The organism is Dyella sp. (assembly GCF_051954575.1).
Taxonomy (GTDB): Bacteria; Pseudomonadota; Gammaproteobacteria; order Xanthomonadales; family Rhodanobacteraceae; genus Dyella_B.
The window spans coordinates 41,024-54,375 of the sequence record NZ_JBQCHP010000065.1; the positions used below are offsets into that span (position 1 = coordinate 41,024).

Genomic DNA, 13,352 nt, shown 5'->3' on the forward strand with positions numbered 1-13,352 from the left:
ACATTTCAACCGTTTGACAGAGATGTTGCAGTTGACCCGAACGCCATGCCGCGGCAATGGCAGGGCCTGCCGTCAGCCGCCTTTCGCCCCTGCGTGCACCAGCGTTTTCTCCCGCATCGCCTGCGCCTGCAAGACCAGCGCCAGCACTACCGAAGCCATCGCGGCGAGTGCGGCAAAACCATAGATCGCGTTATAGCCCATGCCGCCGGCCACCCAGCCGCCGAGCGGGCCGGTGAGCGCCATCGCCACATCCATGAAGACCGAATACACGCCCAGCGCCGCGCCGCTGCTGTGCGCAGGCACGCGTTGCACGGCCTCCACGCCGAGCGCGGGGAACACCAGCGAAAAGCCGAAGCCGGCGATGGCAGCGCCGACACCCGCCATGGTGGGGCTGCTGGCCAGGCACAGGACGATCAGGCCGATCGCCTCGACGGATAGCGAGGCCATCGCCACGCGATAGCCGCCGAGCTGGGGAATGCTGCGCGCGAACACGAAGCGCACGCCGACGAAGACCACGCCGAAAATGGTGAGCGCGAGCGCCGCGTTCGTCCAGCCGTGCGCGGCGTAGAACAAGGTGATGAAGGTGGCGATGCAGCCGAAGCCGATCGAGCCGAGCGCCAGTCCGATGCCGTACGGCACCACGCGCGCGGCCACGGTGCGCAAGGGCGCGCGCTCGCCGGCCACCACGGTGGTGGCGCGCTTCAATCGCGCCAAAGGCAGCGCGGCCAGCGGCAGCAGCAAGGTGGTCAGTCCGATGGCCGCAAAACCGAAACGATGATCGAGCACCACGCCCAGCGGCGCGCCTGCGGCCAACGCGCCATAGGTGGCCACGCCGTTCCAGGAAATCACGCGCGCCGTATGGCGATGCCCGACCTGGCCCATGCCCCAGGTGATGGCGCCGGTGCCTACGCAGCTTTCCGCGCAACCGAGGGCGAGGCGCGCAATGAAGACCAGGCCCAGGCTGAGCCAGGGCAGGCCGCTGGCCAGCGCGGCGAGCAACAGCAGCACGCCGCTGGCCGCGCACATCGCAAGACCCGTCATCACGGCGCGCTTGGGGCCTTTGCCGTCGGCCATGCGTCCGGCTTGCGGGCGGCTGATCAAGGTGGCCACGTATTGCATGCTGATCGCCAGCCCCGCCAGCATCGCGCCGAAACCGAGGTTGGTGTTCACGAAACCTGGCAGTACCGCCAGCGATAGCCCGATGGTCAGGTAGGCGATGAAGGTAAAGGCGACGGTGCTCAAGATCGACAGCAACACGCCGGCGGGGCGACTCTCGACGGTCGCGGAATGGGAGGCATCGGCCATGGGGCTCTTACAGGACTGCCGGACAAAGACGGCCATTGTAAGTCATTATGTTGCACTGCGTCATGGCCGATGATGCCAGGTTGGGGCTGATCCCCAACCTGGATCGCTACGGCCGGTTGCGGCTCAGCCTTCGTCCTCGGCGTCTTCTTCCTCGTCTTCTTCGTCCTCGGAGAATTCGGCCAGTTCTTCCACGCGCAGGAAGTTGGCGATCTCATCGGCGAACACGATGCGCTTGCCGTCGGCGCACATCGGACGCACGTGCTGTTGCCGCGCACCGTTGTCGAGCGTTTCCACCAGGGCGAAGCACACCAGGGTCGAGGCACTTTCGTCGCCGCTTTCGTCGTACACGGCCACCCAGCCGTTGGCGGGAAGGATCTGCAGGATATTCGTTTGCTTGGACATGGCGGTTCCGCGTGGTGAAAACGCGCAAGCTTGCCCGGCGTGCACGACGATCGCAAGCGCGATCATTTGCTGATCACCAAAAACTTGTCATGTATCTCCGACATGATGGCCGATGCGCCAAGCCAGTCACCATAAGCAAGGTCGCGCGATGCCGGAAGGTTGCGCGGTCATGGTGTACTTTCGTGCGCAGGCGTTTTTCGAAGGAGCCTTCGATGCAAGGGATCGATTTCGTGCAGGGCGAGGTGCGCATCACCACGCATCGCGAGCATGACGACCTGCTCAGCGCGGGGCTTGGCCTCGATGGTTTGAAGGGAGCGCTGGCGCCGTTCGTGAATCCCGCGCATCCCGCCGCGCAGGAACTGCGCCGGCGCGCGATCCAGACAAGCTGGAAAGGCATCGCCGATCTTGGTCCGCTGGGTGGATATGGCACGGTGTATGGCGCGGTTCCCCCCGTGCCGGGACGCGAATATCAGGCGTTCGCGAAGCTGGCCGGCGCGCAGCAGCCGCATCGCGTGCTGGTGCAGGTGCCCGATGGTTTCGACCATGCGCATCGTTGCCTGGTGGTGACGGCGTCGTCCGGTTCGCGCGGCATTTATGGCGCGATAGCCTTGGCGGGCGCCTGGGGGTTGCCGCGCGGTTGCGCGGTGGCGTACACGGACAAGGGCGCGGGTACCGGTTATTTCGACTACGCCGACGATAGCGGCGTGGCGCTGAGCGGCGAACGTGCGAAGCGTGGCACGGCGATGCTGGAATTCGAACCCGCCGCGAATGGCGAAGGCATCGCCTTCAAGCATGCGCATTCCGGTGACCATCCGGAGGCCGACTGGGGCCGTCATGTCTTGCAAGCGGCGCAGTTCGGGCTGGCGATGCTGGATCGCGCGTTTCCGGAGCAGGCGCCGTTCACGCCGCAGAATACGAAGATCATCGCAACCGGCCTGTCCAATGGCGGCGGTGCGGTGCTGCAGGCAGCCGGGTTGGACGAGCAACACATGCTGGCCGGCGTGGTGGCGCTCGAACCGAACGTGCATGTGGCGCAGCACGGCCGCGCGCTGTACGACTACGCGACGGAAGCGGCGCTCTGGCTGCCGTGCGCATTGACGGATGCACGCTTCGCCGCCGCGCCGTTTGCGCGCGATGCGAACGGCGCACCGCATGCTGCATGGGCGGCGCGTTGTGCAAGCCTGCATGCGCAAGGTCTGCTGAAAGCGACCGAGCTTGAACACCAGGCGATCGAGGCTTACGAACATCTGCACGGTAGCGGCTGGACCGACCAGGCGCTGGCGACGGCCGCCTCGTCGACGATTCTGGATGTGTGGCGCGTAATTGCCGTCGCATATGGATCGGCCTATTTGCGTCGCGATGCGAATGCCATGCCGTGCGGCTATCGCTATACCACGCAGGTCAACGGCAAGCCGGGCGTGGTCGACGACGCCACGCGCGCAAAATGGTGGACGGATGGTTCGGGCATTCCGCCCGATATCGGCATCGGCCTGCTGGGCGGTACGGACGACAGCGCCGATCCGCAGCTTCCCGGCATCAGCGGCTTGCGCAAGCTATGGACGGCGGAGGATGCCGATGCGCGCGTCTTGCAGGCATCAGTGCACGCGCTGGCGGCGAGCTTGCCGCGCAAGGAGCTGCCGCTGTGGGTGCTGCACGGCGCGGACGATGGCTTGCTGCCGACGGCGTTCACTTCCGAACCGTATATCGCCTGGCTGCGTGCCGAAGGCCGCCGGCCGTTGTATTGGAAGCTGCCGCACGCCCAGCATTTCGACGCCTTCCTCGCGCTGCCCGGCTTTGGCGACCAGCATCTGCCGTTGTTGCCGTATGCCTACGTGGCGCTCGATCGGCTGTGGGCGCATGTGTTTCAAGCACAGCCGTGGCCGGAGGAACTGCCGACGCCGGTGGGAACCGCCCGCGGCGCCGGAGCCCTGCAAGCGAGCATGCTCGGCATGTAGGTTGGGGTGCGGACCCTGATATATCCCCACGTTTTTGCTTAGCGCTTCTTGTCTCTGCAAAAACGAAAACGTTCATGCTGGAGGGCCGCCCAAAAAGCCCAAAAGTCATTCCGGCGAAGGCCGGAATCCATGCTTCGTACTGGCGATGGATGATTCGCTTCGCTCACCCCTTCGGGGCCGTCCTTCGGACGTTCTCCGCGCTGCGCGCTACGTCCGGCCTTCGCCGGAATGACGGTGAGGCGATATGAGCGATTGCGCACAGAAATGGTTAGTCCGCTGATTTCGCTCAACATATCAGGTGAAAAACGTGGGGATATTTCAGGGTGCAGACCCCAACATTCCCCACCCCGCGTTGTGACGATGTTGGGGTTCGCACCCCAACCTACGCCTTCTGCGGGTATTCTTGCGCGTTCGGCGCCTGGCGTTTTCCGGGCGTGTGTTTGTTCAATACCACAAGGAATAGCCATGGCCATCCAAGTCACGATCACCACCAACCGCGGCCCGATCCACCTGCGCCTGCATGACGACAAGACCCCGGTGACGGTGGCGAGCTTCGTCAACCTGGCGCGTCGCGGCTATTACGATGGCCTGTCCTTCCATCGCGTGATCAACGATTTCATGATCCAGGGCGGTTGTCCCGAAGGCAGCGGCCGCGGCGGCCCGGGCTACCGCTTCGAAGACGAATTCAATCCCTCGCTGAAGCACGACAAGCCGGGCGTGCTGTCCATGGCCAACGCCGGCCCGCGCACCAACGGCAGCCAGTTCTTCATCACGCACGGCCCCACGCCGTGGCTGGATGGCAAGCACAGCGTGTTCGGCGAAGTGATCAGTGCGGAAGACCAGAAAGTGGTGGACGCGATCAGGCAGGGCGACGCCATCGAGAAAGTCACGGTGGAAGGCGATGCGGATGCGCTGCTGGCCGCGCAGGCGGAGCGTGTGAAGGAGTGGAACGAGGTGCTCGATCAGCGCGGTTGATCGCGCGGTTTCACGCGACGGTTACGATTGTGTAGCCGACGTCGACATAGAATCGCCGGGCTTGGATCTTTCTCAAAGGAGTACAGCCATGTCGTTACTCGATAGTTTGGGCAGTTTGCTGGGTGGCAGTCAGGGCGAGGGCGGCAATTCGCTGGTATCGATTGCAGGCCAGCTGATTCAGCAGGCCGGTGGCGTGCAGGGCCTGGCCGAAAAGCTGCAGCAGCACGGGCTGGGCGATGCGGTGCAATCGTGGATCGGCACCGGCGCCAACCAGGCCATTTCCGGCGACCAGCTCAATAACGTGCTGCAGAAGGCCGGCCTGGATTCGGTGGTGAACAACGCAGCCGGCAAGCTTGGTGTGGATCCTGGCCAGTTGCTCGGCCAGCTTGCGCAGGTATTGCCGCATGCGGTGGATCACGCCACGCCCAACGGCGAAGTGCCCACAGGCGGCAGTGGCGGTTTCGATCTGTCGATGCTGAGCGGCCTGGCCGAAAAGCTGCTTGCGGCAAAGCCGGCCTGAGCAGCGTTATAAAAAAAGCACGGTGGATTGCTCCACCGTGCTTTTTTTGCGCCCTAGTGTTGGGGTTTGCACCCCAACCTGCGTGCACATCAATGCTGGATGAAGCGCAACAGATACAGCAGGACCACCGCACCGACGATCGACATCAAAAAGCCTGCCGTGTGGAATTTCTGGCCCGGCGCCGGCTTCTTGAACAAGCTGCCGATGAAGCCGCCGATGACGGAGCCGACAATACCCACGATCGTGGTCATGATGAATCCGTAATGCTCGGCGCCCGGCACGATCCAGCGGGCGATGACGCCAATGATGAAGCCGACGATGATCGACCAGATGATATGGAACATGGACATCCCCTTGTCTTGGGCAGTGATGATTGATTACTACAAGACACCCCTCCGCCCGGTTTTGCAGCGGCCGGCGACATCATGCCAGGGGCGTAGGGCAGGGCAATAGGAATTTTCTGGGTCTGGTCCGCAATCGCTCCGGTTGACGCAGCGCCGCATGCTAAAATCGCCCGGTTTGCTGTCCCGCCCCCAACGAGGAAGCCATGCCCCAGCTCGCCCAGCGTATCGGCCGCGCCAAGCCCAGCGCGATCATGGTCATCGCCGAAACGGCCAAGCAACTCAAGGCCTCCGGCCGCGACATCATCAGCTTCTCCATCGGCGTGCCGAACTTTCTGCCGGGCGAACACGTATACGCCGCTGCGCGCGAAGCGCTGTCGCACGACAGCGGCCAGTACGGCAGCAACCGCGGTTCGGATGCGCTGCTCGATGCCTTCCTCAAACACATCGAAGCATTGGGCTTTACCGGCTACGGGCGCTTGAACCTGTCGGTGGGCATCGGCGCCAAGCAGATCCTGTACAACCTGGCCGAGGCGCTGCTCAATGACGGCGATGAAATCTGCTTCCCCGCGCCGTACTGGACCACTTATCGCGACATCGCCGACATCGTCGGCGCGAAAGCCAACGTGCTGCACTGTGGGCCGGATCAAAACTACAAGCTCACGCCGCAGCAGTTGGAAACGGCGCTGGCGCGCAAGCCGAAGGTGTTCCTGTTCAACAATCCGTCCAATCCCACCGGCATGGTCTATACGCGCGAGGAAATCGCCGCGCTGGCCGCCGTGCTGGTGCAATATCCGGATACCTGGATCATCACCGACGACATCTACAACACGATGGTGTTCGATGGCATCGGCTATCACAACTTCGTGTTCGCCCGGCCGGAATTGCGTGAGCGGCTGATCTTCGTCGATTCGATTTCCAAGACCTACGGCATGCCGGGCTGGCGCGTGGGCCTGATCGCCGGGCCGGAGAACGTCGCCAAGGCGGTGACCACGCTCAACTCCAACCACATCACCAGCGTGCCGGAAGTGATCGCCGCCGCGGCGATTGCCGCCTTCAGCGGTCCGCAGGACGTGCCGCAGGCCAAATGCAAGGAGTTCGCGCAAAAACGCGACGTGGTGCTGGCCGCGCTGGCGAAGATTCCCGGCGTGGTGTGCCCGCGTCCGCAGGGCGCGTTCTACGCGTTTCCGGATATCTCGGTGGCGTTCGGCAGGAGCCACAACGGTACGCGCATCGAGAACGATGTGGATTTCTGTGCCGCGCTGCTGGGCGCCAAGGGCGTGGCCTGCGTGCCGGGTTCGGCCTTCGGCGAGGCGCGCGCCATGCGCATTTCCTACACCTGTCCCAGCGCACAGTTGGAACCCGGCCTTGCACGTATTGCCGAGTTCTTTGCCGAGCTGACTTGATTTCTTTACGGCCCGCGTCGCTGCGATGCGGGCCTTGTCGTTTTATGCACCTGAAGGAGTTGCCACGATGAAAGCCCCCGTTCGTGTTGCCGTGACCGGCGCAGCCGGCCAGATCGGTTACGCCCTGCTGTTCCGCATCGCCGCCGGCGACATGCTCGGTCCGGATCAGCCGGTGATCCTGCACCTGCTCGAAATCACGCCTGCGCTGCCTGCGCTGCAGGGCGTGGTGATGGAACTCAACGATTGCGCCTTCCCGACCCTGGCCGGCGTGGTTGCCACCGACGACGTGAACGTCGCTTTCAAGGACGTCGATTACGCCCTGCTGGTCGGCGCGCGTCCGCGTGGCCCGGGCATGGAGCGCAAGGATCTGCTCGAAGCCAACGGCGCCATCTTCGCCCCGCAGGGCAAGGCGCTGAACGATCACGCCAAGCGCGACGTGCGCGTGCTGGTGGTGGGCAACCCGGCCAACACCAATGCGCTGATCGCGCAGCAGAATGCGCCTGATCTGGATCCGAAGTGCTTCACTGCAATGGTGCGCCTGGATCACAACCGCGCGCTGTCGCAACTCGCCGAGAAGACCGGCAAGCACACCACCGAAATCAAGAAGGTCACCATCTGGGGCAACCACAGCTCCACCCAGTATCCGGACCTGCACCACGCCATCGTGGGCGGCAAGCCGGCGCTCGGCCTGATCGACCAGGCCTGGTACGAGAAGGACTTCATTCCTACCGTGCAGCAGCGCGGCGCGGCCATCATCAAGGCGCGCGGTGCTTCGTCGGCTGCTTCGGCGGCATCGGCGGCGATCGATCACATGCGCACATGGGCGCTGGGTACTGCCGAAGGTGACTGGGTGTCGATGGGCATTCCGTCGGACGGTTCGTACGGCATCGCACCGGGCGTGATCTACGGCTATCCGGTAACGGTGAAGGGTGGCAAGTACGAGATCGTGCAAGGTCTGGAAGTCAATGACTTCTCGCGCGCACGCATGGATGCGACCGACAAGGAACTGCGCGAAGAGCGCGCGGGCGTCGAGCATCTGTTTGCGAAGAAGTAAGACACATCTTTCGCTGCGGGAAAACAAACGGCCATCCGCAAGGGCGGCCGTTTGTTTTATGCCCGCACTTGCGGGATAAGCGCGTTCTTGCCCAGCCGTCATTCCGGCGAAGGCCGGAATCCAGTCTCAATACACGTCCGAAGGACACGACATCTTTATGCGGTGTGCTGCGCACATCGTATTTAAACTGGATTCCGGCCTTCGCCGGAATGATGGTGAGGAAAGATGACGACGTTGAGGTTTGCACCCCAACGTTCAGCGCAACTGATAGCTGAAAGTGAAATTCACCCGCGGCGAGCGATGCGTAGCGCCCAGCGGCTTGTCGCCCACCGGCTGCGCTACGGTGAGATCGAACGCGTAGTAATGCTTGTCCGTCCATCGCACGCCGAGCCCGGCGCTGCCCAGTTTCGCCGGTGCAGGCGTGCCGACGTTGAGATACGCGCGCGCAAACTGTGTCACCACGTAAGGCGTGACTTGCCTCACCCAGCGATTGGACAAGTCGTAGTGCTGGTTCACTTCGAATGACGCGCCCCAGCCGCTGTCACCGGCCGTTTCGCCCGGATCGTAGGCCAGTCCATAGCGCGGTCCGCCGAAACTTATCTGCTCGGTGGTCGGCAAGGTGCTGTGGCTGTATTGCCCGGTGATGTTGAAAACCGTGCCGAAGCGATGGGGCCATGCATCGCTTTGCAGAAAGCTTGCGTCGTAGCGCGTAAAGGTCGGGTCCGCGGGCGAGACCAACACCAGATGGCCGAACCGCGTTACCACGCTGGCATTGGCGCCCAGGCCATCGATGCCGCGCGCGATCTCCAGGTTGATCTTCTGCACGCGGGTGTCGCCGGCCTTGAGGTAATCCAGCTTGCCGTTGAACACGCGCAGGCCATCGTGCTGGATCAATCGCGCGCCGGTGATGGTGTTGGTGTACGTCTGCGTCAGCGTGGTGACGTAGCCGCCGCCCGTCGCGGTAAGGTTGGTGTGGTTGTCCAGCAGCAGCGGATAGCTGACGGAAAGCGCGAACTGGTCCTGATGCAGGGCTTGCTTCAGGTAGTAAGGCAGCTGGTTGTCGGTATTCGGGCTGCCCTGGTAATGCGAGCCGTTGAAGTGCAGCATCGCGCCGTCCGCGGCCAGCGGCTGCAGGAAGCTCAGCGAATACAGGTGTTGATGACCCGGCCCGGGCGGAAGCAGGGTGGAGAAACCGATCTGTTCGGCGAACGACAGCAGACCGTTTTCCGTCACGCTGGTCAGGCCTTGCACGCCGGGGTGATCGAAATCGATACCGGTGCTGGCATTGAAGCGCGTGCGCTTCACCGTCAACAGCAGTCGTGTAGCGCCATCGGTAGTGGTGGGCGCCGGTACGTTCGCATCGATATGCAGGCCCGGCAGCATGCCCAGTACTTGCAGATAACGTTCGAAGGTTTTTTGCTGCAACGGGCGTTCTTTGGCGATGTGCGCGGCGATGGCGCGGATCTTCGGCTCCATGTTGCCGGCATCGCCGCTGATGTTCACGTCGGCCACGTAGCCTTCCACGACGGTGACGTGCACCACGCTATCGGCGAAATCCTGCGTGGGTACATAGCCGAACGCGAGCGCGTAACCGTGCTTTTGATAAATGACGGCGATTTTCGCGGCAGCATCGAGCACGTCGGAAACGTGCACGGTCTTGCCGGTCATCGGGCTGAACAGCGCGGCGACTTCCTTGAACGGCACCGCATGCACGCCGACCACGTCGAAGCGCCGCGGTGTGATGGATGTTGCGAGCAACGCAGCCAGGCGCGGATTGGCGGCGTGCGCCTCCACTTCCGTATTCACCTTGGGCGCCACCGGCGTTTCCACGCGCGGCAGATTCTGCAGCGGATTTGCCGTGGCCGGCGGGCGCACCTGCGCCGCCACCTGCAACGAAACCATGCTTGAAACACCGAACACTGACGCACCGAGCGCCGGGCCGATCCATGCCTTCATGCCATGCCCCTGTTCATCCCAACCCTCCCCTGCGTGCAGGGGAGGGCGCGATATGTCGCAAGAAGTCGCCGCTTACAGAGTGTGCTTGCCGAGCAATCCGAGCAGGCTCGCCTCCTTGTTGCTGCTGGTCGATGAGGACGAGCTGCCGGTAACAGCGCCGACGATGCCACCCGTACCGCTGGTGCCGGTAAGGTTGGCCACGCCGTTGACCACGTTGCTGACGGTTTGCGTGACCGGCTGCAATACCCCGCCGACGCCGGTCGTGCCAGTGCCGCCTACCGCTGCCACCGTGTTGCCGGCGGCCGTGACGGTGTTGCCGACCAGGCCGGTTACCGTGCCGAGTCCCGCAGTGGGACCGGAGCCGGTCGCACTGGTGATGGCCTGCCCGGTGCTTGCCAGGGTCTGGCCGATACCGGTGATGGCATTGGTGCCGCCGGTAGCCGTGACGCCCACCGGATTGCCGATGCTGCCCGATTGGCCGAGGCCGGCCGTAACGCCATTGCCTAGCGTGGTGACGGCATTGCCCGCGCCTTGCACGACGTTGCCCACCAGCTGTGTGACCGGCGCTGCGCCCGGCACGGACGCACCGGTGCTGGCCACTTGCGCGCCCATCGACGAAACGATGCTGCCCACGCCGCTGGTGGCATTGCCGCCGACCTGCGATACCGTTGCAACGAGATTGCCGCCGCCATTGCTGCTGCTTTGGCCCAGCGTGGACAGTGGCGTCACCGTATTGCTGGCCGCCTGCGTGATCGTCTTCACCAGCCCGGTGCTGAGGGTGTGATCGAGCGGCGTGCTGCCGGCCGATACATCGTTGCCGACAGTGGATACCACGCCGCCGAGCGCGGCGGTGATCGGCTGGATCGGCGAGCCCTGGAACGAACCGACGCTGGCGACCGCCTGGCCGAGATCGTTCACCGCCTTGCCCGTGTCGTCGACGACACCGCCCAGGCTCTGCACGGTGGTGCCGACCGGATCCTTCGTATTGCCGAGCTGGCCCAGTCCGCTGACCACGCCGTTGCCCAGCGCCGTTACCGCATCGCCGGTGTTGGTCACCACGCCGGCAAGCCCTTGCGTGAGGCCGTTGTTCCCCAACGGTGTACCGGTGAGTTGCGAACCGATGGTGCTCACCGCACCGCCTAAGCTGGTTACTACACCGCCCGCACCGGTCGCCACGCTACCAAGCAGGGTGCTGGGCGCTGGGGTCGGAGTAGGTGTTGGAGTTGGAGTTGGAGTCGGAGTAGGTGTTGGAGTCGGACTGGGCGTTGGGCTCGGGCTCGGTGATCCACCACCGTCGCCACCCGTTCCACCGGTGCCGCCAATGCCGCCGCCAGCAGAACCGCTGTTGCCGCTGCTCCCGGAAGTGCCCGAACCATCCGAGCCGGAGCCGCCTGAGCCACTGCTGCTCGATCCGCCTGATGGACTGACCGACAGACCGCCTCCCGATGAACTGCGGACCGAGCCCGATCCGCTGCATGCCGTCAAGGAGAGCACGCATGCGGCGATCAGACTGGCCAGAAGGGTTTGCTTGATGATGATGTTGCCCGAAGCAATGCTACGCATGACCCATCTCCTTTGAGCGCGAGCGCACCTCACCGCAGGCGTTGCGCCTGTTTCGGTGCGCCGATGAAGGTAGACATCAATTTTCCCGACCGGCCCATGCATGCCGGTGACATTTGCGACTTGAAACCCCTGATGCGAGTACCTGATGGCCTACATGAACGGGGATCGGGCAATTTGATGTTGCGTGGACATAAGTGAAGACGCTGTGCACGATGTGCGGCTATTCGTCACAGTTTCCGAAAACGGGTAGGGTTGGCCGAAAACGGGTAGATGTCGGCGGCCGCGGCTGGCACGTTTTATTCCCGCACAGCGCGCAATTGGCGGTTTTTCGCGGTGACGCGCAGTACCGAGCCCTGCTCGTACCAGTCGCCCAGCACGATGCGTTCGGCCGTATGGCCGTCCAAATCGAAATGGTGGATGGCGGGGCGATGGGTGTGGCCGTGGATCAGGTGCGTCACGCCCGCGTGGCGCATCGCTTGCGCCACCGCTTTGGCGTTCACGTCCATGATGTCTTCGTGCTTGATGCTGTTCTGTGCGCGGCTTTCCGCGCGCGCCTTCGCCGCCAGCGCGCGGCGCGCGTCCAGCGGCATGGCCAGTACCTGGGCCTTCCATTCCGGCGTGCGCACCTGGCGGCGGAAGGCCTGGTAGGCCAGGTCGTCGGTGCACAGAACATCGCCGTGCATCAGCAGGGTCGGGGTGCCGTAAAGATCGTGCACGGTGCCGTCTTCGAGCAAGGTAAAACCGGCGCGCTCGGCGAAGGCTTGGCCCATCAGAAAATCGCGGTTGCCAGCGATGAAATACACCGGCACGCCAGCATCGCACACCGCCCGTGTGGCATTGGCGATACGTTGCGGCAGCTGCGCATCGTCATCATCGCCGACCCAGGCCTCGACCAGGTCGCCGAGGATGTACAAGGCATCGGCCTTGCGCACTTCGTCGCCGGACAGGTAATGCTCAAACAGCGTAGTGATCTGCGGGCGGCTGTCGTCCAGGTGCAGGTCCGAAATGAACAGCGTGCTCATTTGGATTTGCGCGGCGCAGGGGTAACTGGCGGCTTGGCGGCCGCAGCAGATGCCGGCGCGGGCGCGGGCGCGGCTTCGCCTTCGACGCTCACGCTCTGGATCACCACCAGCGGGTTGGGCACGTCGGCGGCGAAAGGACCTTGCGCACGCGTGGGCAGCGCGGCGATCTTGTCCACCACGTCCATGCCCTTGGTCACCTTGGCGAACACGGTATAGCCCCAGGTAAGGCCGTTCTGGTTGCCGACGTAGTCCAGGCGGCGATCGTCCACCAGGTTGATGAAGAATTGCGAGGTGCCGGAGTTCGGATCCGCGCCGCGCGCAACGGCCACCGTGCCGCGCAGATTGGAAAGCCCGTTGTCGGCCTCGCTGGCCACCGGCGAATGCGTGCGGCGTGGCTGCAGCTCGGCGGTGTAGAGGCCGCCCTGGATGAGATAGCCGGGAATCACCCGATGAAACACCGTGCCGGCGTAGAAGCCTTCGTGCACGTAGCGCAGGAAGTTGGCGACGCTCTTGGGCGATTTGTCCGCGTACAGCTCCATCGTGATGTCCCCTTGCGAGGTATGCACGGTCACTGTGGGATTGGCCACCGCCGGCGCGGCGGGCGCAGCGGCCGGCTTGCTGGTCTGCGCCACGGCAAGCGGAGCGATGAGGAAGAGGGCGGTCAGCAGGTACTTGGGCATGTTGGGAAACGTACGGCTGAAATATCCGCGCATGATACGCGGGTGAAGCCTGCTTATGGCTGATTGGCGATGTCGTGCTTGGCCGTGCATCTGTAGAGCGTCCGATTGGCGCTACGTTTCAGCTGTGCGGCACGCGCTCCCTCCCCTGCTGGCAGGGGAGGGCTGGGGTGGGG

The 13,352-nt window shown here is 64.0% G+C and carries 12 protein-coding genes; 5 read left to right on the forward strand and 7 right to left on the reverse strand.

The features are described 5' to 3' along the window. Nucleotides 1-72: 72 nt before the first annotated feature. Entirely contained in the window at nucleotides 73-1,305 is a 1,233-nt protein-coding gene (locus tag ACTHNE_RS08665) for an MFS transporter (RefSeq protein WP_324938090.1), read from the reverse strand. A gap of 123 nt (nucleotides 1,306-1,428) precedes the next feature. Next, complete coding sequence (locus tag ACTHNE_RS08670) at nucleotides 1,429-1,707, reverse strand: hypothetical protein (protein WP_324938093.1); 279 nt, start codon at nucleotides 1,705-1,707, stop codon at nucleotides 1,429-1,431. A 212-nt stretch (nucleotides 1,708-1,919) separates the two neighbouring features. Between ACTHNE_RS08670 and ACTHNE_RS08675 the strand changes: the two genes are divergently transcribed. The 3 genes from ACTHNE_RS08675 (at nucleotide 1,920) to ACTHNE_RS08685 (ending at nucleotide 5,157) form a co-directional block, all read left to right on the forward strand. Continuing rightward, a complete protein-coding gene (locus ACTHNE_RS08675) occupies nucleotides 1,920-3,662 on the forward strand; it encodes a 3-hydroxybutyrate oligomer hydrolase family protein (RefSeq protein WP_324938096.1) in 1,743 nt (580 codons plus the stop codon). Between the two features lie 465 nt (nucleotides 3,663-4,127). Continuing rightward, entirely contained in the window at nucleotides 4,128-4,637 is a 510-nt protein-coding gene (locus tag ACTHNE_RS08680) for a peptidylprolyl isomerase (RefSeq protein ID WP_440269029.1), read from the forward strand. 88 nt (nucleotides 4,638-4,725) lie between these two features. Continuing rightward, entirely contained in the window at nucleotides 4,726-5,157 is a 432-nt protein-coding gene (locus ACTHNE_RS08685) for a YidB family protein (protein WP_324947033.1), read from the forward strand. A gap of 89 nt (nucleotides 5,158-5,246) precedes the next feature. Here the strand turns inward: ACTHNE_RS08685 and ACTHNE_RS08690 are convergent, their stop codons facing one another. Beyond that, on the reverse strand, nucleotides 5,247-5,501 hold the full coding sequence (locus tag ACTHNE_RS08690) for a GlsB/YeaQ/YmgE family stress response membrane protein (protein WP_324947031.1): 255 nt from the start codon (nucleotides 5,499-5,501) through the stop codon (nucleotides 5,247-5,249). A gap of 203 nt (nucleotides 5,502-5,704) precedes the next feature. Here ACTHNE_RS08690 and ACTHNE_RS08695 point away from each other — a divergent pair, with 203 nt between their 5' ends. Continuing rightward, a complete protein-coding gene (locus ACTHNE_RS08695) occupies nucleotides 5,705-6,904 on the forward strand; it encodes an aminotransferase class I/II-fold pyridoxal phosphate-dependent enzyme (protein ID WP_440269030.1) in 1,200 nt (399 codons plus the stop codon). Nucleotides 6,905-6,971: 67 nt separating this feature from the next. Then, on the forward strand, nucleotides 6,972-7,958 hold the full coding sequence (locus ACTHNE_RS08700) for a malate dehydrogenase (protein WP_440269031.1): 987 nt from the start codon (nucleotides 6,972-6,974) through the stop codon (nucleotides 7,956-7,958). A gap of 255 nt (nucleotides 7,959-8,213) precedes the next feature. On the opposite strand, the gene ACTHNE_RS08705 is transcribed toward ACTHNE_RS08700, so the two are convergent. The 4 genes from ACTHNE_RS08705 to ACTHNE_RS08720 all read right to left on the reverse strand — a co-directional run bounded on the left by ACTHNE_RS08705 (nucleotide 8,214) and on the right by ACTHNE_RS08720 (nucleotide 13,179). Continuing rightward, nucleotides 8,214-9,914 (reverse strand): ShlB/FhaC/HecB family hemolysin secretion/activation protein, encoded by a 1,701-nt coding sequence (locus tag ACTHNE_RS08705; protein WP_440269032.1) that lies wholly within the window; start codon nucleotides 9,912-9,914, stop codon nucleotides 8,214-8,216. Between the two features lie 72 nt (nucleotides 9,915-9,986). After that, nucleotides 9,987-11,477, reverse strand: a complete 1,491-nt coding sequence (locus ACTHNE_RS08710; RefSeq protein ID WP_440269033.1) for a collagen-like triple helix repeat-containing protein — start codon at nucleotides 11,475-11,477, stop codon at nucleotides 9,987-9,989. Nucleotides 11,478-11,773: 296 nt separating this feature from the next. Further along, on the reverse strand, nucleotides 11,774-12,499 hold the full coding sequence (gene lpxH / locus ACTHNE_RS08715; protein WP_440269034.1) for a UDP-2,3-diacylglucosamine diphosphatase: 726 nt from the start codon (nucleotides 12,497-12,499) through the stop codon (nucleotides 11,774-11,776). Next, entirely contained in the window at nucleotides 12,496-13,179 is a 684-nt protein-coding gene (locus ACTHNE_RS08720; RefSeq protein WP_440269035.1) for a peptidylprolyl isomerase, read from the reverse strand. The genes lpxH and ACTHNE_RS08720 overlap by 4 nt, the downstream gene beginning before the upstream one ends. Between the last annotated feature and the right edge of the window lie 173 nt (nucleotides 13,180-13,352).

Coding starts and splice junctions, on each gene's coding strand:
- ACTHNE_RS08680 (WP_440269029.1), top strand. CDS start 4,128: ATGGCCATCCAAGTCACGATCACCACCAACCGCGGCCCGATCCACCTG.
- ACTHNE_RS08665 (WP_324938090.1), bottom strand. CDS start 1,305: ATGGCCGATGCCTCCCATTCCGCGACCGTCGAGAGTCGCCCCGCCGGC.
- ACTHNE_RS08695 (WP_440269030.1), top strand. CDS start 5,705: ATGCCCCAGCTCGCCCAGCGTATCGGCCGCGCCAAGCCCAGCGCGATC.
- ACTHNE_RS08675 (WP_324938096.1), top strand. CDS start 1,920: ATGCAAGGGATCGATTTCGTGCAGGGCGAGGTGCGCATCACCACGCAT.
- ACTHNE_RS08705 (WP_440269032.1), bottom strand. CDS start 9,914: ATGAAGGCATGGATCGGCCCGGCGCTCGGTGCGTCAGTGTTCGGTGTT.
- ACTHNE_RS08710 (WP_440269033.1), bottom strand. CDS start 11,477: ATGCGTAGCATTGCTTCGGGCAACATCATCATCAAGCAAACCCTTCTG.
- ACTHNE_RS08690 (WP_324947031.1), bottom strand. CDS start 5,501: ATGTTCCATATCATCTGGTCGATCATCGTCGGCTTCATCATTGGCGTC.
- ACTHNE_RS08700 (WP_440269031.1), top strand. CDS start 6,972: ATGAAAGCCCCCGTTCGTGTTGCCGTGACCGGCGCAGCCGGCCAGATC.
- ACTHNE_RS08670 (WP_324938093.1), bottom strand. CDS start 1,707: ATGTCCAAGCAAACGAATATCCTGCAGATCCTTCCCGCCAACGGCTGG.
- ACTHNE_RS08720 (WP_440269035.1), bottom strand. CDS start 13,179: ATGCCCAAGTACCTGCTGACCGCCCTCTTCCTCATCGCTCCGCTTGCC.
- ACTHNE_RS08685 (WP_324947033.1), top strand. CDS start 4,726: ATGTCGTTACTCGATAGTTTGGGCAGTTTGCTGGGTGGCAGTCAGGGC.
- lpxH (WP_440269034.1), bottom strand. CDS start 12,499: ATGAGCACGCTGTTCATTTCGGACCTGCACCTGGACGACAGCCGCCCG.